Here is a 23,051-nt window from a genome sequence, read left to right on the forward strand (position 1 = left end):
ATAAAATTAAATAAAATATTTAATTTCTATTCTTTTGTATTTTAAATATTTGGCATTTTTAAATATTTAGCTATTTTTTAATAACTTTATGATTTCTTCGAGTAATTCATCTAAGTTAATCCTTCCAATTACGTCAGTTACTGGTAGATTTAATTTTTTAGAGATATCTCGTAAAATTAAAGATATTTCCTCGTCACTTTCAGAATCAAATAATTTTTTAGAATTTACAGTAACCCCAATTACTTTTTTACCAGTTAATAATTCTGTAGCCACGATATGCTTGTTTATATCTTCTAAATCTAGCAAATCAGAAGCTAATAGTACGTAATCCGGATTAGACCCCAATAGAAGAGCAATACTTATTACACTTCCACCCCTTCCAGTTCCAACTTCCAAGGGATTTGCAAAAATACCCGTTTGCCCGGAAACTATCATTAAATCATTTTCCGTTAAGTTATTTTCCATCTCTATTTTTTTCATAACTCCCAATATGGTAGGTGCCACATGACATATTGGTATTGGTTGGGGGATAACCATTTCATCTGCACCACATATCATAGATTGAGGTTCAGTACCTAAAACGCCCAAATTAATTCCTTTGTTTGTTAGCTCATTTTTTAAAGTCATACATGCGGTAAATTTACCTGATTGTCTACCAGTACCCACTATTGTAAGGACTTTCGGTTTTATACCCTCTAAACCTTTATAAGCGTAATCTTCGACTTTTTTATATATTTCAGGGTCTGAAATATCTCTCACTGATACGTTGTGCTTTTTTGCAAGTGTAATCAAACTTTCGTTATTTTCGATTCTTTGCAACCTTGCCATGTTTAATATTTTCTTTCCTTTTTTAATCTCATTTGATATTGTTTTTTCCCAAATAAGTAATTCTTCATCATCCAATATCTCTTTATTCCAAATAAAACAAGTGTAATCCTTTTTAGTATTACCGTCATCAGTATTATTAGTATTGATGCTATTGTTCGTGTTATTATCCTTATTTTTAGTATTTATGTCCTTTGTAAAGTCATTAAATTCTATATCGACTATATTTACAAATCCAAATAATTTTATTCCGTCTGCCACTTTGTTATTGTGTGATAATTTTACTTGCTCATTTTTCATAATTATCCTTCTTATGATATCAAAGATATATTTATTTTATCCGTATTTTACGATAAAATATAGTTTTTTTATAGTTTTTTATAGTTTTTGATTAGTTATTATCATTTATTTTTATAGTTAGTAGTTATTAACTAATTACTTGTTATTTTATTTTTCAATTAAATATCAAGTTATTATTTTATCATATATCTAAAGTTTTCAATTAAATACTTTTTCATAGTTAACTAAAATACCCCTAATAAATTGTATTTTAAAAATATGGGGTTTGAAGAGCTTATTTTAATATTGGAGACTTTTTAAGCAGTTGATAAAATAATAGTATATAAAGTTTTCTATTTAATAACAATAGTCTTATATATAAATTTGAATTTTGATATAATCATGAATGTTATTTTAATATGAAGTCGTATTTAATTATTAGTTAATAATTAAACTAAAATATAATAATTATTTGATAATTATTTAATAATTATATACTAATTACTTGGTGACATACGCAAATAAGTATATTTAAAATCTTTATAAAATCGATATAATAGTAATATACTTACATAAAATTGAAATAAACAATTAAATTCAAGTTAGGGTAATAAATATCTAGATATTTATTATAATACTAAAAATAGGGATAATATGGAGCAATTAAATAGCACTATTGAAGAAATAATGATTAAAAATGTAGTATCTGCAAAAACCAGCGAATCTGTTGTTGACGCATTTGAAAATATGCTTAAAAACAAAGTAAGTTGTTTACCTATAGTAAACGACGATAAGGTTTTAATGGGTATTATAACAACCACAGATGTGGGCTACAATTTAATAAAAGATGTTTACACTTTAGAAACTACCCTTGAAGAAGTAATGACAAAAGATGTAATATCTGTTAAACCTTCTGAGACAATTAAACAAGCCTTACAAAAAATGGATATAAACGGAACTGCTTCAGAAATTATAAATCAGCTTCCTGTAGTTGACGATGATGGAAAATTGATTGGTATAATTTCTGATGGAGATATAATCAGATTTATTTCAAAATTAATATAATCTAAGTTCAAATTATTATAGTTTAATCTAACATATTTTTAATTATATTATTTTTTTTAAATTATATCTTCTAAGCGATTGATATACTTTTATTATATTGTTTAAGAAATTATTTTTAATATAAGGTTTATTGCACATTATTAAGCGAAATGTCACTTAAATCTCAATAAATATATATTACGTATTACAAATAATATATCGAAATACGAATATGAATATAAATATATAAATAATGAAAAAATTACATTTATAATTATAAATAATGATATTAACAAAATATAAAATGAAATAAAATAAATTAAATAAAATAAATAAATTACATCAAAAATATAATGTTACTTAATGTTTTTACAAAACTGATGTGGTGATATTGTATATAAACTAAATACATCAAATCATATTGTGAGGAGATATTGTGAGTGCAAGAGAACAATGGGGCTCTAATTTAGGCTTCATAATCGCAGCCATTGGTTCTGCGGTAGGTTTAGGAAACATATGGCGGTTTCCATACATGGCTTATGAAAATGGTGGAGGGGCTTTCCTTATACCTTATTTAATTGGTTTATTTGTTGTTGGTGTTACTGTTTTAGCGTTAGAGTTCGTTATAGGACATTCTACAAAGGGTTCTGCACCCCTTGCTTGGAAAAGATTAAACGGTAAATTTGAATGGCTAGGTTGGCTTTCCGTATTTACTGCGTTTGTAATTACTACTTATTATATGGCAATCCTTGGTTGGGGTATTGCATACTTATACCAGCTTTTATTTATCGGAATACCTGCAGATATTGGAGGATTCTTCTTCAACGAGATATTACAAATCTCAAGTGGACCTGCTGAAATAGGTACATTCCCATTATTATCGTTAGTATCAGTTGTTCTTGCGTGGGTTGTAACCTATGTTATTATCAATTCAGGCGTTAAAAAAGGTTTGGAAAGAGCAAACAAGATATTTATGCCCATATTATTCCTTATGACTGTTGCATTAGTTATAAGAGGATTTACATTACCTGGTGGTATCGATGGTATATTACTCTATGTAACTCCGGATTTCTCAAAAATAACCAACTTAAAAATTTGGGTTGACGCATTCTGTCAAATATTCTTCTCCTTAAGTTTAGGATTTGGTATTATGATAGCATACTCAAGTTACTTACCTGAAAAAACCGATTTGACAAAAAGTTCACTTATCGTAGCTTTGTCAAACTCATTCTACTCATTAATTGTAGGTCTTGCAGTATTCGGAACATTAGGATACATGGCATTCCAACAAAACATACCAATAACTGAAGTTGTTCAACAATCCATTACTTTGGCATTCGTTACATTCCCTACAGCAATTTCATTGATGCCTTTCGGAAGAGAATTTGGTATTATATTCTTCTTAAGCTTCGTTATTGCAGGTATATCATCAGCATTGTCCTTAATGGAGTCATTTTCATCTGCAATTATCGATAAATTCCAAATCGATAGGAAAAAGACTTCATTCATTGTTACAATATTAGGTATTTTAGGAAGTTTAATATTCGTAACTCAATCTGGTTTATACTGGTTAGATATCGTAGATAACTTCATTTCAAACGTAACATTACCATTAGTTGGTATATTAGAAGCTATTGCTGCAATATGGTTATTCAAAGGTGAAAAACTTGTTGAATACATCGACAGATTGTCCCCAATTAAAATGGGTTCATTATGGAAAGTATTTGCAGGTATAATTACACCAGCATCCTTATTAGTATTCTTAGGATTCCACATTCACAGTTTAATTACAACAGGATACGGCGGATATGAAAGCATATTTGTAGCATTAGGTGCTGCAGTTATTCCCACTATGCTTTTGGGTTCAATCATATGTACTGCAGTACCTTGGAAGGAAAAAATTCAAGACTGGGACAGTTTCAACTACGATAGATTTAAAGAAATTGCAAAAGAAGTATTGAAAAAGGAAGAAAAAATCTAAGTAACCGCGAAATATAAAATTATGATTAAATAATGTATTATACTACATTAATTTCATAATATACTTTTTTTAAATATTTTTAATTTTTAAAGTATGGATATTTGAGTTAAATTTAGTAAAATTATTTAATCCATATATAACTTATTTTAATTTCTTTATTTGTAATTTCGTTATTTTTAATAGTTATCATTCTACCTAAATTCAATTAGATAAATAAATATAGTATAATATATAGAAATATTTTCAATAACTCTGTTATTAGCCCTTATTGCGAATAAATACAATAATTGGGTATATTTAGAATAGTAATGAATTTTGGTGATATTATATGTATTTTAATAAATTATCTACAATAGAAAGAGTATACAACATAGGATTAGAACATGATTCAATAGAATATTTGTTTAATTACATAAACAAATTTATATTGGAAAGTGAAAGCGATTTAATAAAATTGTACGACTTAAAAATATTAAATAAGCTTAGTGTAAGTCAAATAATGTCTTCAAGAGTTGTTACAGTTAATGAAAATGATTCTGTAGATTTTTTAAATAGTGTGATACGGAAGCATAAACATTTGGGCTATCCCGTCGTAGATTCTGACAAAGAACTTGTTGGAATTGTTACATTCAATGATCTTGAAAAGAAATCAGTGCTGGGAAAAACAAAAATAAAGGATATTATGACCAAATCTAAGGATTTGGTAACTATAAGATGCGATGAATCTGCTTTAGCTGCTCAAAAATTAATGATAAGAAGTAAAGTTGGTAGATTAATAGTTTTAGATGAAGAAAACAATATATTGGGCATTATAAGTAAAACCGATATTTTAAAAACCAATGAAATATACAGTAAAAAAAATACAAAAATAAAAGATTGTAAGCATATTACAAACCTTTACTTCTATGATACAGACATTACAAAGCTTGAAAGGCTTAAAGATAGCATAATAATACTTATGAGTGCTAGAGGATATATAATTTCCGAAAAAGAAGATTACGTAGAAGTAAAATCAAGAGATTGGGACGCATTTGCTAAATTGGTTAAAAATAATAACGGAGAATTATCTCATATATCTATTGACACCAAATTATTGGATATTATGAGTATTAAAGTTATTAAAGAAATGATGAAAACGATTGAAAAAGAAAAATTTGAAGAAATCGTTATTACTGACCACGTCACAATGGTAAATGAAAAATCAGCAATACAAAGAGTTATTACAGACTTTGCGTTATTTGAAGATAGTAAAAGGACTTTTGGTACAATTACCGTTCGAGTGGACTTATAATTAAAAAAGTAAATTACTAAAAAAAATAAAAATAATAATTAAAAATATTATTCGTATTATAATATTATATATATCAAAATCTTATTCTATATTTTGTAATAAATTAAATTATTAAATTTTAAAATTATTCACTGCAGTTATGGCGTCCTGTAATTTAAAATTATTTTTATAAAGTGCAGAACCTACAACAACACCAGCTACGCCTATTTTTTTGAATTCAATTAAATCTTCGATTGTTGTTACTCCACCAGATGCTATAATTGGTATTTTTAAGTTATCAACGAGTTCTTTTGTAGGTGTGATGTTTATACCATTTAAAAGACCTTCAGAGTCCACGTTTGTAAATAATATACTACCAGCACCTTTTTCTTCTAAAATTTTACCCATTTGGACGGGCGTGTACTCTGTTTTTTCTTTCCATCCTTTTATAACTACTTTACCATCTTTTGCATCTAATGCAACCATTATTTTTTCACTACCTACTTTTTTAGCAAGTTCTTCAACAAAATCAGGGTTTTGAACTGCTACAGTACCTATAATAACTTTATTAATTCCTAAATCTACTAATTCTTCCACATCTTCCATAGTCCTTATACCGCCACCCATTTGGACAGGTACTTGTGACTCTTGAATTATTTTTTTAACACAGGGTAAATTTACGCGCTCTCCATCAATTGCACCATCCAAATCTACCAAGTGCAGCATCTCTGCACCATTTTCTACCCACATTTTAGCTATTTCGTCAGGGTTATCATACTCCACATGTCTCTTTGTAGGGTCTCCTTGTATTAACTGCACGCATTTGCCTTCTTTCATATCCACAGCTGGTATAATATACATCAGTTTCACCATCTAAAATTTTAATACAATTCCATTATAATTTTAATACATATCAAAATACATTTTATATAATTATATTATTATTCATTTATACGGACGTATTCTTATAAATTTTAATTACATTATTACATCCATTGGTAAGATAATTATTGCATTTAATTAAAAATTATAAATATCTACCCTTTTTTTCAACTTTATCAATCATTTTTAAAGTTTTATCATAATCTTTAGAAATTTTGTAGCCTTCGAGAATATTATTCCAAATTTCATCAAATTGTTTGTAATGCGTACTTATTAGCGCTTTTTTCAAAACAATTAAATCAATTGCCTTATCCTCGAAAACGTCAGTATACTTTGCCAATCCAAAATCTAACACGTATAATTTACATAAATCATTGTCTTGACTAACCATAAAATTAGAGGTAGTTAAATCATTGTGAATTATGTTTTCATTGTGCATTTTAGCAATTGATTCGCCGACTTTAATTAATAAATTTTTTAAATTAGGATTGTTAGGAGTGTAATTGCTCAATATGAAATCTTTTAAAGATACTCCATCAATGAATTCCATTATTATGCTATTTTCATCTTTATTTATATCATATACTGCAGGAGTGCAAATTCCTAAATTTTTAACGTTATTTAAAAACCTTGCTTCTTTTACAGTCCTTCTTTGCCTTATAAGAGTATCTAAATCACTTACACGGTAACCTTTAACAATTCTAGTCTTCTTAATAGATTTATTACCCAAATAATCAATAATTTCAATATCTGCCTCAGCACCTTTTCCAATTAAATTTTCAGGAATTAATCGTTGAGCTTCATTCATTTTTTCATTTTTAACGATCCAATTTACACTTACCATATCTGCACGGTAATTTGGCATGATTTTTGTATCGTTTAAATCAGTTCTTTTTCCATTTATATATTGTAAAATCCCTAACCAGCCTATCATAGCTCCATTATCGCCACAATATTGTTTTTCAGGCACATAAAAGTCAACATTTTGCTCATCACACATTTTTTGTAGCATTTCTTTTAAACGATCGTTTGCAGCAACTCCACCAACCAACATTACTTCTGACTTATTGGTGTGTGCTAAAGCTCTTTCTGTTATCTCGGTTAACATTGCGAAAGCCGTTTCTTGCAAAGAGTAGCATACATCTTCTAAGTTATAATCTTTGGTAGTATCCTTTGACTTCTTAATTGCAGCAGTTAGCAACCCTGAAAGGGATAAATCCATACCTTTTATAGTATATGGCAATTTTAGATAGTTTCCATAATCTTTTGAGTTATCGTTTGATTTTTTTGCCATTTGTTCAATATACACGCCACCAGGGTGCGGTAATCCACAACTTCTTGCAAATTGATCCAAACAGTTTCCTATGGCTATATCGTGAGTTTCACCGATTACCCTATATTTATCACCCACATAAGCTAAAATTTGAGTATTTCCACCACTTACATATAATGTTAAAGGGTCTTTTGCAGGAGTTTTCAATTTTCCGATCTCTACGTGACCTACACAATGATTAACACCGATTATGGGCTTATTTAATGAAAGAGCCAAAGCTCTCCCTGCTGTTGCAGTAACTCTTAAACTTGGACCTAAACCCGGACCTTGAGAAAAAGCCACCAAATCAATATCTTTTGGATCCACAGTTTTAAATGCGTCTTTTAAAAGTTTTACAAATGTTTCCGCGTGATGATCTGCAGCTTCACGAGGATTTATGCCTTGTAATGGTGGTTTGTAGATTATTGTATTATTATACAATACTTCACCATCCTCGGTGATTATACCCACACCTGTTTTTTCGGCAGTCCCCTCTAAACCCAAACAAACTAATTTTTTACTTTTTTGATTCATAATTCTCAACTTCATATTATCTAAAATATTATTCTAAAATATCATTCTAATATCATTCTAATATCATTCTAAAATATCATAATATTGATATGTTAATTAACTATTTAAATTAAATATTTATAATATGTAAGTAAATAAGTATGTGAATTATATCAATTTATAATTTCATAACTCAGAATAGAAAAAATCATATTTCGAGTAACTATAACAATATTATATCGATGATATTAGTATCAATTAATCAAATATTAAAAAATAGTAAAATAAAATTATAATTCAAATTCATAATGAGGGACATAATGAAAACTTTAATGATACACTCTGATTATTTAGAATATGAAGCTAAACAAAAAACCAAAATGGCTGAAGAAACCGAAAAATTAAGCGGAAAAATGGACGAATGTTTAACCGTTTTTATAGCTGTTGAAAGAGATGATGAATCTGACCCTGAAGCTGTTGTTAAAAACGTTGTTGACGAAATAAAGAAAACTGCTGAAAATTTAAAAGTTGAAAATATTGTAATATACCCATATGCTCACCTTTCAAGCAATTTGGGCTCCCCTGATGTTGCTAAAAAGATTTTAAAAGATGTTGAAGAAGTTTTAGCACCTGAATACAATGTTTTAAGGTCACCATTTGGATGGTACAAAGCATTTAAAATTAGCTGTAAAGGTCACCCATTGAGTGAACTTTCAAGACAAATCAGTGCTGAAAGAAAGGAAGACGCTGAGGAAAAGGAAAAATCAAAAACCACTTTCTATGTTGTAGACAAAGACTTTAATTTAATCGAAATGAATGAAGAAAGTGTTAAAACCGTTGAAGATGATGGTTTAAAAGCATTATTAAAACACGAATTGGGAATTAAAGAAAATAAAGAAGATAAAAAAAGCAAAAAGAAAAGTGAAAGCGAACCTCCTCACGTTACATACATTAAAGAGAAAGAAATTTGCGATTACGAACCAAGTTCAGACGCAGGTCACTTTAGATGGTACCCAAAAGGTAAATTAATCAGAGATTTATTATCAGACTATGTTTACGATTTAGTTGTTAAATACGGAGCTATGCCTGTTGAAACTCCTGTAATGTACGATTTAGGAAACAAAGCAATTAAAGAGCATGCTGATAAATTTGGAGAAAGACAATATAGGTTCAGACAAAGCAATAAAGACTTAATGTTAAGATTTGCTGCTTGCTTTGGTCAATTTATGATGAAAAAAGACATGTACTTATTACCTAAGCACTTACCTTTAAAATTGTACGAATTATCAACATACAGCTTCAGATACGAACAAAGAGGAGAATTAGTAGGTTTAAAAAGATTGAGAGCATTCACAATGCCTGATATGCACACTGTTTGTATGGATATGGAACAAGCAAAACAAGCATTTGAAGAACAGTTCTGGATGGGCTTAAAAACAGGTGATGATTTAAAAACACCTTATTCAATCATATTTAGATTTACACAAGACTTCTACGATGAACACAAAGATTGGTTATACAACATAATCACAGAATACAGAGCTAAATATGGAAAAGACGTAGTTTTAGAGATTTTACCTGCAAGAAAACACTACTGGATTGGTAAAGTTGATATGGCTGTTGTAGATAGCTTTGGAAGACCTATTGAGAACCCTACAGTTCAAATCGATGTAGAAAGTGCTAAAAGATTCGATATCACAGTAAATGACGGAGATAAGAAAATAAACCCTATTATCTTACACTGTTCACCTACAGGTAGTGTTGAGAGAGTATTATGTGGTTTATTAGAAGGAGCTTACTTAAACACCCTAGAAGATGTGCCTCCAATGTTACCTACTTGGTTAGCACCTATTCAAGTTAGAGTTATACCAGTTTCAGACAAACATCAAGAATATGCACTTTCAGTTGCTGAAACGTTAAGAGCTAACGGAATAAGAGCTGATTATGATGATAGAGAAGAAAGTATCGGTAAAAAAATCAGAAATGCTGGTAAAGACTGGTCTATGTACGTTGTAGTTATTGGTGACGAGGAAATGGAAAATGGTAACTTAAACGTAACCATTAGAGCTAAATCTTCAACCAAAAAACCAGTTAAAGAAGTAATGACCTTAGATGAGTTAATAAGCAATATAAAATCAGAAACTGAAGATTGTCCGGTTAGACCATTGCCATTGCCTATTAAATGTTCTGTACAACCAATATTCAGATAAGGTATTAAAAATAATAATAAAATAATAAAATACTTTTTTCATTTTTTGAGATATTTAAAACTTAAAATTTAAAATAAATAATTTAATAAAAAAAAAGATATAATGTATATTATATGTCATATTGTGATAATATGTATTATATTTGTATATTTAAATTAATTATGCTTTTTCGTTTCTACTTAATGCAATTATCCCATTTGCAACTGAAACAGCCACCGGAGTTCCGCCTTTTGGACCTATTGTTGAAATAGCGCTATTTTCCGAATTCCTCAATAATTCTTTAGATTCTGCAGCTTTTACAAAGCCCACTGGTGCTCCTACAACTAAAGCAGGTTTTATATTTTCTTCTTTTGTCAATCTAACAATTTCGATTAATGCGGTTGGTGCATTACCTATTACAACAACTCCGCCATCAATTTTATCCTTCAATAACCTCATTGCAGCTTCTGCTCTTGTTATTTGTTCTTTTTTTGCCAATTCGATTGTTTCTTCACTTTTTATATTGTTGTAAATATTTTCATACCTAATTCCTGCTTCAACCATTGAAATATCCACAATTATGGGTTTTCCATTTTTTATTGCTTCAACGCCGTTTTTTACTGCATCATCGGTAAAGTCCATTAATTTTGCATACTCGGGGTCAGCGGTAGCGTGAACAACTCTTTCAATTATGCCCATTTGTTCTTCAGTATAATCTCCGTATTTTTCCCCTAAAACATCTTTTATCTTTAATTTTACTATTTCCCTTGATTTTTCAGCAATATCTAATCCATCTTTCGTAATTGCTCCCATAAACATTATTTCACCAGCTATCTAAAGGTTTATACTTTAAAATTTATATCGGGGTTGTACTACATTTCACATGTGTATATTAAAGTTATGTTTAATTATATTATTGTTTAATTTATTATAGTACTATAAAATAATAATATTATAAATAGATATGGAAATTAATTTTAAATTAGTTAATAATATCTTTGAATATAAAAAAATGGAACCATACATAAAAACAAAAATTATGATGAAAAAAGTAAAAATTCATTTTTTGAATTAGATTAAATATAAACATATATTTCATTATCTAAAACTTTTATAATTTCAGATTCCTGTTCTAATTCATTGTTAATTACTTCAATATCAGCTTTTAAACAGTCTTGTATTGCTACACTTAAAATATGTTGAACAGTTTCATCTTTTGAATATAATTTAACAGGTAATTTGTGGAATTTTGATAATCTTGCAATATCTCTTAATGCAAATCTCACTTCGGCGTATAATACCACATTAGACATAGCTTCTTCAACATTTTTCTTAAAACCAAATAATACGGGATATTCTTGTTGTGTTATTTCATCTTTTTTAATTTCATGTTGAACTTCATAGTTTGATAATAATCTACCAATTACTGATTGAGGTAAGCCTGCAGGGATTTTTACTTCCATAATCTCAAATTCAGGGTTGTTAAATTCGTTATTTTCGCTATTTTTTGCATCCATTTTTTTCACACCATTTATTGTTACATTGTCTAAATATTACATCCTAAAAGTTAATCAAAACTATGACTTACTACGATATATATTTATTTGAAATTAATTTATACTTATTGTAAAATTAACTTATAATGTCCCTAATTTGGCCAACAATGCCGATAACTGAATTCTATCGTTTCCGCCTTCTACAATCCTAAAATCACATTCTGCTATAGCTTCAATTAACGATACTTTTTCATGTTCTTCAATATCTAAATATGGAACTTCTCTAAAGATTTGAGTAAGGATATCTTGTCCACCCATTCCCCAATCAATCATTAGTTTGTAAAGTTGTTCTCTGGATTCCATAAATCTTGCGTTTAATGCCAAATCTACCATTTTCTTGATTTCATCAGGTCTAGCTCTTGAAGATACTTTGTAAACAATATCTTCAGTGACTTCATTGGAAACTGCCGCTGCAGTCTGCAAAACATTTATTGATTTTCTCATATCGCCTTCTGATACGTAAATTATTGCATCGCTACCGCTTTTTTCTAGTGTTATATTTTCACTTTTTGCAATGCGTTCCATGTATTCTAAAACATCTTCTGTTTTTAATGGTGAAAATCTGAATATTGCACACCTTGATTGAATTGGAGGAATAATTTTACTTGGATAGTTGCAACTTAAAATAAATCTACAAATATCTGAATATTTCTCCATTGTACGTCTTAAAGCATTTTGAGCATCAGATGTTAAAGCGTCACTTTCATCAAGAAAAATGACTTTAAATGGCGCGTCTCCGATTGGTTTTGTCCTTGCAAAATCCTTTACTTTTGTCCTTATTACGTCGATACCTCTCTCGTCAGAACTGTTTAATTCTAAAAAGTTTTCTCTCCAATCTTCACCATAAAGGTCCTTTGCTAAACATAACGCTGCAGTAGTTTTTCCAACACCTGGGGAACCACTAAATAGCAAGTGTGGCATTGATTGCTTTTCAACATAATTTTTAAGTCTTTCTATTATTTCTTTTTGACCTACAATTTCACTTAAAGTATTTGGCCTGTATTTTTCAACCCATGGCTTTTGCATGTTTTCCCTCGATTACTAAAAGATTAATTTTTGAAATACATTAAAGATAACGCTATAATCGTTATAGAATGTTAAATAATATCTAATATCTTTTAAGATTTATTTATATATTTATAAATTAATTATAAGATAATCATAGCTTAATATATCGTATTATAAATTAATTTAAAGTATTTGTATAATATATGATTATTTTTTAGTTATTTTAGTTATTCTTTAGAAAATGTATATTTTACTAATTCCCCAAAGCGAGATTTTACAATATTTTTCTTACCCAAAACTTTAGCGTGGGCATCTAATTCAATAATTCCATAATCAAACATGTCTTTTATTGGATAATAAAGCCTAGGACCGTCACTTATACCAATTGTAACCACTTTTGGATTTTTTTCCTTAATCTGACTAAGTACTTTATCATCTAAAGCGTGCGGTACTCCCGAAACAAAGATTATGTCCGGAATTTCGTCAATATTGTTTGAATTAGACAACTTATTCAATATTTCGGAAGCTTTAGAACCTGTAATTGGGTATTCATCCAATCCTCCAGTTATGTAATCTATATGTATACCATTTTCCTTAAATTCGGACAATACATTTTTTGCATCGTTTTTTACCTTTTCGAATCCCACACTACTATCTAAATTTGCAATATTTATTATAGTTACGTCATCTTTGAAAGCTTTGTTTATTTCCACAATCGGATGTGAAAATAAGTACGATGTTTCTTTTTTTGCATTTAAAACGCAAGCTATTACAGGTTTTGATTTAGAATTATTTACCTTATTTACATTATTTGAAGTATCCAAATTTCTTATTTTTTCCTTGAATATTTTTATCACTTCATCAATATCATCATCGTAAGTTGGCTTTAAATATTTTTTCTTTGCCATGCCTTTGGTCTTTTCTACTTCAGTGGCTTTATTTAATAATTCAACTTGCCTAGTAAATTCTTCTTCAGAAATTAAATTTACATCTAAAGCACTTTCCATTGCCCTAATAGCTCCTATGGTATTGTCTGTAAGTCCACTGTGGATATCTACAGCAAGTATTAATTCATTATCCCCATATTCATCATTTAAACCAGTTATATCTTCACCGATTATCATACTAGCACAAGTTCCTACAACCCCTATTTTTAATTGCCTAGATTCATCGGGGTTTTTAGAGTTTTTAGAGTCTTTTGAATCTTGCTCACGCAAATAAGATATAACGTCATCAATTACGTTCTTTAATTTTTCAGTTGCACCGAATATGAAGTCATTTTCATTCATGGCCGTTGTAAATACCCTTATGCCATCTATTTCCAAAAGTCTTGCAGTTCTAAAACAGCAACCACTAGGTCCGTGCATTATTATGGCATCTACGCCCATATCTCTTAATTGGTACATTGTTGCGGCTATTGGAGAAGGTCTAGGGTGTAATATCACGTTATCACTCGTATTTTTATAAATGCTATATTTATTATTTTTTATTTTACTATTTTTATTTTATTTTATTTTTTAATATTCCTATTTTTTAATATTGTTATTATTATTAGCATTAGTATTATTGTAATTATTATAATATTTGATTTAAATTTGATTTAATAAAATATAATATAGACCATAATCTAGAATATTATTAAATTTATTATTAGTAATAATATCAGTTATGCACTATTAATATTTTATCAATAATTATCATTGCATTAAAATATCTATAATTTTATAATTTTATAATTTTTATACGATTTTTTCAGTATTTTAATATTAATTCCTAAGATGATTTGGGATATATAATATATTTTATATATTATAAGATATATTAAAATTTATAGAGTCAATATTATTAGTTAGACATTTAAATTTAGATTAACTTAGTTACAGCATTTAAAAGCGTGGCTTGAAATATAAAATATACTATATATATTAAGTTATACCCATACTTATAATTACGACAAAAATATGAAAATATGAAAATATGAAAACGTGCTTTGGAGGAAGAAAAGCGTGACAAAACTTAGAAGAGTAGTTCTTGACGTATTAAAAACACACGAACCCAAATTAACAGATTTAGCACTTGAAATTTGTGCTTTGGAAGGGATTGATGGCGTAAATATTACAGTACATGAAATCGATAAATCCACGGAAAGTGTTAAAATTACCATAGAAGGCTACGATTTAGATTACGACATTATAAAAGACGTAATTGAAACAATGAACGGTGTTATACATAGTATCGACGAAGTAGCTGCGGGTACTAAAATTGTAGACGAAGTTAAAACCCCCCAAGATAGATAAATAATTTATATTAATTTTATTATTATTATTATTATTATTTTTAAAATTTAAAATACAGGCTAGTATAATATTCTATAATAGTTTAAAGTAATCATAATTTATTATATTAATTTTATAGTGTTTAACATTGAAATTAAATTCAATAATAACGTTTTACAAGTTATAAAAATTCAAAAAGGACAAATATGACTAAAAATACTAAAAACGAATTCAAAAAGGACGAAAAAGAGTATATTGATATAAACTACATCAATACATCCGAAGGAATTGAATATTTAAAAAAAATCGGATGGAAAGGCTTTGTTTTTACCCAAAATGTATACCTGTCAAAAAAAGCTGAAAAAAATATGGCTGGAAAATTGGATAAAGTTGAAGCAGAAAAAACGGATTATAGTAAAGAAAAATATTTAGAATGTAAAGAATTAGGCAATAACGCAGGTTTGAATGTTTATTCAGGAATTTTATTGCATGCTTCTAGTGTTAAGGATTTAGAAAAGAATATAAGAAAATATAGGGGAAAATGTGACGTATTAATGGTAAAAGGTGGAGATTTAGACATTAACAGGTTTGCACTCGAAAAAGATGATGTCGATCTATTATCATCTCCTGCATTTAGACGTTTAGATTCTGGGATAGACCACATAACCGCTAGATTAGGTAGTGTACACAGAGTGGGTCTGAATTTAAATTTTTCAGATCTTTTGGTAAAAAAAGGCTACGAAATAGCTAGATTAGTAAATTCATACCAAAGAAACATTAAACTTGCCAAAAAATACAATACGCCGTTTACTATATCGACGGGTGCCAAAAATATGTATCAAATAAAATCTCCGGAAAATTTGAGAAGTTTTTTAACAACCATTTCTAATTTAGAGTATGCTAAACTTAGTATGGGTCAAATGAATAATATTATAAATTATAGGACTAAATTAAAAGAAAATAATGTACTAATGTACGGTTTAGAACTTGAAAAAGTTGAAAAAAAAGCTGAAAATATTGAAAGAGAATTATAAAAATAGAAATTAAATAATATACGAAATGTACTAAAATATAATAAAATATAATAAAATAATACAAATTATACGCTATAAAGGGTATATTTATAAATTAAATACTTCTTTTGCATTATCCCCTAACATTTTATTTATTAAATCATTTGCACTATAATTTACAGATTTTAAATATCCTGAATTTTTTTCTAAAATGAATTTCATCTTTAAAAGACTGTATATGTCAGAAGGGGCACTTGAAATGTCACTGTTTATCATTATTTTTAAATTATTTGACTCTCTAAGCGCTTTTAAATCTTCTCGCCCATATACGTATTTGATTAAGTCCATTGCTGATTCAGGAGTTAATTTTTGAGGTTGTACTGTGAAACCCATATGAATGTTGTTTTTATAATCTAGATTTTCAGAAAGCTTTAAATCGTTTGTTTTTACAATGTAATCTAATATTAAATCAATATTTTCATAATCAACGTGTTCTATAATAATATTGGTTTTTAAATCGCTCTCATCTAGTACATCCAATAATTCTTTGGTAATCTCTCTTTTATTAGTTCTTGGCGTATGAAGTACAATAGGCTTTTGTAAACTCTCTGCTAAAGCCATTTGCTTTTTTAAAATTGTTATTTCAGTTTCAGTAGCTAATTCCAGCCCTACTTCGCCCAAACCTACAACTTTCTCATTTTTTAGATATTCTTTTAATACCTGGTAATCAATATCGTCTATCTTTTGAGGTATGGCTCTTGGGTGAATTCCAATACAAACGTAATATATTAAACCTACCTTTTCAAATCTCTTTGGTTCAAACATTAGCAATTTGTCAAAATGAGCCCTAGAGACTTCAAATGAGTAAACTGGCATAGGGTCATGAGCATGCGTAATTACAGCATCTAAAAATTTCGATAAAGCTTCTAAATCTTCAAATGAGCGAGTATCAGAATGAATATGACTATCAATTAACATAATAGCATCACCTTAAAAAAAATAAAAATTATTAATTATAACTAGTAATTATAATTATTAATTATAGATATGTTATCTACGTATTATTCAATATATTATTCAATATATTGCTTATTAAGATATTTATATTATATAGAAAGGACTATTAAAATTTAGACAATAAATCACCAATTAAACCAGGAATTATATAATATATAAGATTTTTATAAGATTCGATAAATAAATCAATCATATTTATGTTATTGGCTATTGAATAATTTCTTAAAGCCCAATCTAATGGCTCCAATATGCCTGCAATACTTACAAGAGTTAATATAGTTGCCAGTAAAATTATATAATTTATATAATCCCTTAATTTTAGCTTTGGAAGATTTTTGATATTCGATATATTCGTACTTTTATTGTTATTATCGGCATTATTTTCATTATTTGCACCATTAGCATTATTGTCCAATAATTCATTTGAAACGTTTTCTTTTTTGGAATTTAAGTTTAATGTGTAAGATAAAGGTAATATCTTTAAAGCATAATGTATTCCTAATGATATGGATAAAGCTACAGCTCCAAATTCAAAAATACCATGTGGTATAACAGCTATTAAATCTAAATATCTTAATTTAGCACCTGAAAGTCCAGTAAATGGATTTATAATTGTTAGTAGGTAAAATATAAATAAAGCATTTAAATAAGATATATTAGTATCATTTTCTTTCTTAATATCATGTCTGTATAGCAATGCTACTGCAATTATTGCAGAAGATATTGTAAAACATGCTATAAAATTATTAACTATATAAGTAAGGGCCAATGATAAATAGGACACTTCAGGACCGGTATGAGCTACTACTGCACTAGATACAATTTCAAATTTTTTAGTGGCAATAAAATCTGCGTTTTTTAAAGAATACAACGAATTTACATACATTCCTAATAAGGTTATTGAGAGATATCCCACAATACATAAAATATAGGTCACAAAAAACTTTTTTGAGAAGGATAAATCCAAAAATTTTATATATTGATTAATTACGTAATTATAAGTGTTTTTTAACAATATTTCCCCTTATTTGTGTCTTTTTAAATTATAATACTAGCTTTTAATTGCTATTTAATTATTATTTAAATATTATTTAACTATTAGTTTATTATTATATTGCTTTATTATTTTACTATTTTAAACATTAATTACTACTTAAACATATTAATAACTATGACTTTTATAGATATTAATAATATATAATTTGGATATATGAATATTTAGTATTATAATTTTTTATAATAGTAATACAAGATATAGATGTAGGAAAATAATATAGAAATATCGAACTTATAACTTAAATTATAATTGATTAAACTTAATATTATTCATAATAACACTATAACACTATGATTGCGTGAAAAACATGAAACGATTAGTTATTGCAGGCACTTCTTCAATGGTGGGTAAAACTACAGTATCAACAGGAATTATGGCAGCACTTAGCAAGAAATTAAATGTGCAACCGTATAAGATAGGTCCTGATTACATAGACCCTACATATCATACTACAGCCACTGAAAACCACTCAAGAAATTTAGATAGCTTTTTTATGAACGATTTTCAGATTAAAAAATTATTTGCTAAAAACTCAAAGAAAGCTGATATAAGTGTAATTGAAGGAGTCAGAGGACTTTACGAAGGATTATCGCCATACAATGATATTGGAAGTACTGCATCAGTTGCTAAAAGCTTAAAAAGTCCAGTAATTTTATTAATGGATGCACGAAGCCTTACTAGAAGCGCCGCTGCAATAATTAAAGGTTTTAAAAGCTTTGATAGTGATGTAGATATTCAAGGCGTTATATTTAATAAAGTAAGGGGAGAAAAACACTACGCAAAACTAAAAGATGCAGTAGAATACTACGATAAGGATATAAAAATAATTGGTGCGATTCCTAGAAGCGAAGAATTAACAGTTTCACAGAGGCATTTGGGATTAGTGCCAACCCCTGAAAAGAAAAACGAAATGACCTGTCAAATACAGCTTTGGGCTGAAACTATTGAAAATAGCCTAGATTTGGATCTCTTAAAAGAGTTAAGCGATGCAGATTTTGAAATAGACGCGAATGAAAATATAGATACAAATACAGAAAATATGGAAAATATGGAAACTGATGAGTATTATAATTTAGAAAATGGATTATGGGATGTAAACAAAAATAGTTGTAAGGTAGCTATTGCTCATGATGAAGCCTTTAACTTCTACTACTGGGATAATTTAGATGCTTTAGGGGATAATGGAGCTAAAATAGAATTCTTTAGCCCGTTACATGATGACGAAGTGCCTGACTCAGATATAATATATATAGGGGGCGGTTATCCAGAGATATTTGCAAAAGAACTCAGTGATAACAAAAATATGCTAAATTCAATTCGCCAACGTGTTGAAAACAAAGAATCCAAGATTTATGCAGAATGCGGTGGTTTAATGTATGCTTCAAAAGCTGTAGATGGCTACGAATCACTTGGATTGTTAGATTGTGAGGCAGTGACTACTAAAAATGTGCAAGGATTAAGTTATGTCAAAGGAGAATTTACTGAAGATTGCCCTATTGGCAAATCAGGGTTCAAATTCAGAGCGCACGAATTCCACTATTCCAAATTAGTAAATATTGGTGAAAATTCAAAATTTGCATACAAAATTAATCGTGGAGTTGGTATAGCCAATAATCTTGACGGGCTTTTAAATGAAGATAAAACAGTTTTAGGTGGCTATGCACACCAGCATTGCGTTGGAAATCCATATTTTGCTAGTTCACTCGTCAATTACATTTAATAATTCTTATTTTTTTATTTTAGATATTACAAATTAACTTATTTACTAATTTATATCAAAAAATACATATATCTGCAAATATAAAGGTTATATTGGACTAAATATATATTTCATACAATGTATTGACAAATTTATTAAAAATAGGATATAGATTACAATATAATTTAATTAATTAAATTCGTAAATAGGTTAGAAATAGTTAGAAATAGTTAGAAATAGGTTAGTAAATAGTTAAATATGGGTTATAATGTTAAATTGCAACTTCCAAATAATATTTTAACTATTAATTGGTGTTTTTTGATGGATAAAATTAAATATGTTATAAGGCATGGTTTGGAACTATCTAATGATTTAAATGCAGATACTGTGTTAATATTCACTGAATCTGGTTCTTCGTACGAACAGTATAAAAAAATTATACTAGAAAACCCCAAATTGGTAAAAACAGGTTCTAAAGTTATAGTGGCTACCCCAAATAAAGATACGTATTTTAAACTTAAAAATGAACCTATAATTCCAATATTAATGAATTATGGGAAAAATAGCAGGGTCTCAACGGTTAATCAAGCTATGATTGTTTTGTTAGAAAATGGACTACTAAATATGGGGGAGCTAATTGTATCAATTTTTGGAACTTCCAAGATATCGCTAAGTAACAACATTTCAGTCTTAGAAGTAGATGATTATCCCGATTTTGTAAGATTTTATAAATATATCAGCTCATTAGACGACATAAAAAGAAAAGTAATATTAGAAGCTTTAAATATTGGCATAGAACTTTCTGTTGAAGGCAGGGAAGGTAAACCAGTTGGCACCACATTTTTAATTGGTGAAAAAACTGAATTATTAAAAATGACTACTCCATTAATATTAAATCCGTTTGAATGTCATGATGCAATAATATTTGATAAAAAAGTCAAAGGTACGTTAAAAGAACTATCTACAATCGATGGGGCTTTTTTAATAGATTATATTGGAAATGTATTCGGAGGCGGGCGGTATATAAATTGTGGTGGTGCTACAATTAATTTACCCCATGGTTTAGGCGCTAGGCACTATTCTGCTGCAACAATTACCAAATATATAGATTGTGTGGCAATCACATTATCCGCTAGTGGTGGAATAGTACGTGTATTCGATAATGGAGAAATACTAGCTGAATTTAAGCCTAATTCTTAATAAGTATGTGTATTTATACTTATCTTATAACTATTTTATAATTATTTTATAATTATTTTATAATTATTTTATAATTATTTTATAATTAGGTTATACTTATTTTAAGTATTTCATAATTTTTTGAGTATTATCTTTTGATTTAATCTGACTTTAAATTCTAATTTTAAATCTGTTTAAACTGCATACTATTTTATTATCAATCGATAAATATATAACAAATATAAAATAATAAACATTGTAAAGATTATCCAATTAATTATAAAATCTAAAAATCTGTAGGTTACGGCTTATAATTTAAATTTTATAACTTATCGTTTAAAAAAGATTTAATTTTTGATAAATAATGTTATCTAAGATTTCTAAGATTTAAAATTTATTTTAATAGAGTATGGTGAAATTATGACACTTGCGGAAAAAATAATATCTAAAAAAATGGGTAGAGAAGTTGTGGCGGGGGAAACTGTAGAAGTTGACGTAGATATTGCGATGACTCATGACGGAACTACCCCCTTAACCGTTAAAACCTTCGAAAAAATTGCAGATAAGGTCTGGAATCCTGAAAAAGTTGTTATTGTATTCGACCATAATATACCTGCAAATACCTCAAAAGCTGCAAATATGCAGGTATTGACTCGAAACTTTGTAAATGAACAAGGCATTAAGAACTATTACAAGGGCGGGGAAGGAATTTGCCATCAATTATTACCTGAAAAAGGTCACGTATTACCAAATACAGTTATAGCAGGTGGAGATAGCCACACATGTACTCATGGAGCGTTTGGAGCGTTTGCTACAGGTTTTGGTGCAACAGATATGGGTTATATCTATGCAATGGGTAAAACCTGGCTAAAAGTTCCTGAAACCATACGTGTGGAAGTTTCAGGGTTTAATGAACGCATATACGGAAAAGATATCATTTTAAAAACGTGTAAAGAAATCGGTAGAAGTGGAGCAACCTATATGGCTCTTGAATACGGGGGAAACGCTGTTAAAAATTTAGATATGGACGACAGAATGACCTTAAGTAATATGGCAATAGAAATGGGCGGTAAAACTGGTTTAATTGAGGCTGATGATACCACGTATGAATATTTAGCTCATGCCGGAGTTAATAATTCAAAAATAGCGGAATTAAAAAAAGAAAGGTTAACCTCCGATTATTATGACGAACAGATTCAAAATGATACATACCATGATGTTGTAGAATTTGATATAACAGATATGGAAGAGCAGGTAGCTTGCCCACATCACCCTGATAACGTCACAGATGTTTCAAATATTAAAGGTCTTGAAATAAATCAAGTATTTATCGGTTCCTGTACCAATGGTAAGATAAATGACCTTAGGGTTGCTGCAAAGTACTTAAAAAATAATGAAGTTCATAGAAATGTTAGATTGATAGTAATACCTGCCTCTAAAGCAATATTTAATCAGGCGATAGCAGAAGGATTATTAAATACTTTCGTAGATGCTGGTGCAATGATATGTACGCCAGGATGTGGACCTTGTTTGGGTGCCCATCAAGGAGTTTTAGGGGATGGCGAAGTTGCATTATCTACCACAAACAGAAACTTTAAGGGTAGAATGGGTAATTTAAATTCAGATGTTTATCTTTCTTCCCCTGCAGTGGCTGCTATGAGTGCCATCAAAGGTTATATTACCAATGAACATGAAAAATACTAATTATAAGGGGTATATCCTTTATTTTTATATTTTTATTTTTATTTTTTTATTTCTATTTTTTATTCGATATGTCTTACTCTCACTTTTTTAGTAAACTATATAGTTATTAAAATTAACTTTAATAGTATTCTAATTAAATTTAATTAATAATATTTATATACTAGTAATGTATTAAAGATAAGTTAAATATTATAAACTTAAATAGAATTGAATAAAATAGACTATAGTTACCAAACTAACCTAATTA

Annotated in this window: 18 protein-coding genes; 9 read left to right on the forward strand and 9 right to left on the reverse strand. The window is 28.5% G+C overall.

Features of this window, described 5'->3' with window-relative positions:
• Positions 1–66 precede the first annotated feature (66 nt).
• Complete coding sequence (locus tag J2127_RS04345; protein WP_209732349.1) at positions 67–1,125, reverse strand: DUF1611 domain-containing protein; 1,059 nt, start codon at positions 1,123–1,125, stop codon at positions 67–69.
• Between the two features lie 633 nt (positions 1,126–1,758).
• Between J2127_RS04345 and J2127_RS04350 the strand changes: the two genes are divergently transcribed.
• From J2127_RS04350 to J2127_RS04360, 3 genes are all read left to right on the forward strand, one after another.
• Complete coding sequence (locus J2127_RS04350; RefSeq protein ID WP_209732350.1) at positions 1,759–2,169, forward strand: CBS domain-containing protein; 411 nt, start codon at positions 1,759–1,761, stop codon at positions 2,167–2,169.
• 415 nt (positions 2,170–2,584) lie between these two features.
• The gene (locus tag J2127_RS04355) at positions 2,585–4,129 is read left to right on the forward strand and encodes a sodium-dependent transporter (protein ID WP_209732351.1); all 1,545 of its coding nucleotides are present in this window, start codon (positions 2,585–2,587) and stop codon (positions 4,127–4,129) included.
• Between the two features lie 328 nt (positions 4,130–4,457).
• Positions 4,458–5,420, forward strand: coding sequence for a CBS domain-containing protein (locus tag J2127_RS04360; RefSeq protein ID WP_209732352.1), 963 nt, complete (start codon positions 4,458–4,460; stop codon positions 5,418–5,420).
• A gap of 111 nt (positions 5,421–5,531) precedes the next feature.
• Here J2127_RS04360 and hisA read toward each other — a convergent pair whose 3' ends face one another.
• Positions 5,532–6,260, reverse strand: a complete 729-nt coding sequence (hisA, locus tag J2127_RS04365; protein ID WP_209732353.1) for a 1-(5-phosphoribosyl)-5-[(5-phosphoribosylamino)methylideneamino]imidazole-4-carboxamide isomerase — start codon at positions 6,258–6,260, stop codon at positions 5,532–5,534.
• 166 nt (positions 6,261–6,426) lie between these two features.
• Entirely contained in the window at positions 6,427–8,127 is a 1,701-nt protein-coding gene (locus tag J2127_RS04370; protein ID WP_209732354.1) for a bifunctional N(6)-L-threonylcarbamoyladenine synthase/serine/threonine protein kinase, read from the reverse strand.
• A gap of 299 nt (positions 8,128–8,426) precedes the next feature.
• Here J2127_RS04370 and J2127_RS04375 point away from each other — a divergent pair, with 299 nt between their 5' ends.
• Positions 8,427–10,316: a threonine--tRNA ligase gene (locus tag J2127_RS04375; RefSeq protein WP_209732355.1), complete on the forward strand. Its 1,890-nt coding sequence runs from the start codon at positions 8,427–8,429 to the stop codon at positions 10,314–10,316.
• 159 nt (positions 10,317–10,475) lie between these two features.
• Here J2127_RS04375 and J2127_RS04380 read toward each other — a convergent pair whose 3' ends face one another.
• The 4 genes from J2127_RS04380 to cfbD form a co-directional block, all read right to left on the reverse strand.
• Complete coding sequence (locus J2127_RS04380) at positions 10,476–11,114, reverse strand: cobalt-precorrin-8 methylmutase (RefSeq protein WP_209732356.1); 639 nt, start codon at positions 11,112–11,114, stop codon at positions 10,476–10,478.
• A gap of 257 nt (positions 11,115–11,371) precedes the next feature.
• On the reverse strand, positions 11,372–11,812 hold the full coding sequence (locus tag J2127_RS04385) for a hypothetical protein (RefSeq protein WP_209732357.1): 441 nt from the start codon (positions 11,810–11,812) through the stop codon (positions 11,372–11,374).
• Between the two features lie 120 nt (positions 11,813–11,932).
• A complete protein-coding gene (locus tag J2127_RS04390; protein ID WP_209732358.1) occupies positions 11,933–12,877 on the reverse strand; it encodes a replication factor C small subunit in 945 nt (314 codons plus the stop codon).
• A gap of 209 nt (positions 12,878–13,086) precedes the next feature.
• Positions 13,087–14,304, reverse strand: coding sequence for a Ni-sirohydrochlorin a,c-diamide reductive cyclase catalytic subunit (cfbD, locus tag J2127_RS04395; RefSeq protein ID WP_209732359.1), 1,218 nt, complete (start codon positions 14,302–14,304; stop codon positions 13,087–13,089).
• Positions 14,305–14,865: 561 nt separating this feature from the next.
• Here cfbD and J2127_RS04400 point away from each other — a divergent pair.
• Together J2127_RS04400 and rnp3 are read left to right on the forward strand one after the other, a co-directional pair.
• Positions 14,866–15,156: a DUF211 domain-containing protein gene (locus tag J2127_RS04400; RefSeq protein WP_209732484.1), complete on the forward strand. Its 291-nt coding sequence runs from the start codon at positions 14,866–14,868 to the stop codon at positions 15,154–15,156.
• Between the two features lie 185 nt (positions 15,157–15,341).
• Positions 15,342–16,169, forward strand: a complete 828-nt coding sequence (gene rnp3, locus J2127_RS04405; protein WP_209732360.1) for a ribonuclease P protein component 3 — start codon at positions 15,342–15,344, stop codon at positions 16,167–16,169.
• Between the two features lie 87 nt (positions 16,170–16,256).
• Here rnp3 and J2127_RS04410 read toward each other — a convergent pair whose 3' ends face one another.
• Both J2127_RS04410 and J2127_RS04415 read right to left on the reverse strand, forming a co-directional pair.
• A complete protein-coding gene (locus tag J2127_RS04410) occupies positions 16,257–17,126 on the reverse strand; it encodes a TatD family hydrolase (RefSeq protein ID WP_245326462.1) in 870 nt (289 codons plus the stop codon).
• Between the two features lie 145 nt (positions 17,127–17,271).
• A complete protein-coding gene (locus J2127_RS04415; RefSeq protein WP_209732361.1) occupies positions 17,272–18,180 on the reverse strand; it encodes a hypothetical protein in 909 nt (302 codons plus the stop codon).
• Positions 18,181–18,529: 349 nt separating this feature from the next.
• Here J2127_RS04415 and cfbB point away from each other — a divergent pair, with 349 nt between their 5' ends.
• The 3 genes from cfbB (at position 18,530) to hacA (ending at position 22,804) form a co-directional block, all read left to right on the forward strand.
• On the forward strand, positions 18,530–19,942 hold the full coding sequence (gene cfbB, locus J2127_RS04420; RefSeq protein WP_209732362.1) for a Ni-sirohydrochlorin a,c-diamide synthase: 1,413 nt from the start codon (positions 18,530–18,532) through the stop codon (positions 19,940–19,942).
• A gap of 300 nt (positions 19,943–20,242) precedes the next feature.
• Positions 20,243–21,121: a diadenylate cyclase gene (locus J2127_RS04425; protein WP_209732363.1), complete on the forward strand. Its 879-nt coding sequence runs from the start codon at positions 20,243–20,245 to the stop codon at positions 21,119–21,121.
• Between the two features lie 399 nt (positions 21,122–21,520).
• On the forward strand, positions 21,521–22,804 hold the full coding sequence (gene hacA / locus J2127_RS04430; protein ID WP_209732364.1) for a homoaconitase large subunit: 1,284 nt from the start codon (positions 21,521–21,523) through the stop codon (positions 22,802–22,804).
• Positions 22,805–23,051: the final 247 nt, after the last annotated feature.

The sequence above is a fragment of the Methanococcus voltae genome (assembly GCF_017875395.1).
Classification (GTDB): domain Archaea; phylum AGJL01; class Methanococci; order Methanococcales; family Methanococcaceae; genus Methanococcus; species Methanococcus voltae_C.

Bases quoted from the DNA above. Each gene is read 5' to 3' on its own strand.
- J2127_RS04345 (WP_209732349.1), bottom strand. From the start codon at position 1,125: ATGAAAAATGAGCAAGTAAAATTATCACACAATAACAAAGTGGCAGAC.
- J2127_RS04350 (WP_209732350.1), top strand. From the start codon at position 1,759: ATGGAGCAATTAAATAGCACTATTGAAGAAATAATGATTAAAAATGTA.
- J2127_RS04360 (WP_209732352.1), top strand. From the start codon at position 4,458: ATGTATTTTAATAAATTATCTACAATAGAAAGAGTATACAACATAGGA.
- hisA (WP_209732353.1), bottom strand. From the start codon at position 6,260: ATGTATATTATACCAGCTGTGGATATGAAAGAAGGCAAATGCGTGCAG.
- J2127_RS04370 (WP_209732354.1), bottom strand. From the start codon at position 8,127: ATGAATCAAAAAAGTAAAAAATTAGTTTGTTTGGGTTTAGAGGGGACT.
- J2127_RS04375 (WP_209732355.1), top strand. From the start codon at position 8,427: ATGAAAACTTTAATGATACACTCTGATTATTTAGAATATGAAGCTAAA.
- J2127_RS04380 (WP_209732356.1), bottom strand. From the start codon at position 11,114: ATGTTTATGGGAGCAATTACGAAAGATGGATTAGATATTGCTGAAAAA.
- J2127_RS04385 (WP_209732357.1), bottom strand. From the start codon at position 11,812: ATGGATGCAAAAAATAGCGAAAATAACGAATTTAACAACCCTGAATTT.
- J2127_RS04390 (WP_209732358.1), bottom strand. From the start codon at position 12,877: ATGCAAAAGCCATGGGTTGAAAAATACAGGCCAAATACTTTAAGTGAA.
- rnp3 (WP_209732360.1), top strand. From the start codon at position 15,342: ATGACTAAAAATACTAAAAACGAATTCAAAAAGGACGAAAAAGAGTAT.
- J2127_RS04410 (WP_245326462.1), bottom strand. From the start codon at position 17,126: ATGTTAATTGATAGTCATATTCATTCTGATACTCGCTCATTTGAAGAT.
- cfbB (WP_209732362.1), top strand. From the start codon at position 18,530: ATGAAACGATTAGTTATTGCAGGCACTTCTTCAATGGTGGGTAAAACT.
- J2127_RS04425 (WP_209732363.1), top strand. From the start codon at position 20,243: ATGGATAAAATTAAATATGTTATAAGGCATGGTTTGGAACTATCTAAT.
- hacA (WP_209732364.1), top strand. From the start codon at position 21,521: ATGACACTTGCGGAAAAAATAATATCTAAAAAAATGGGTAGAGAAGTT.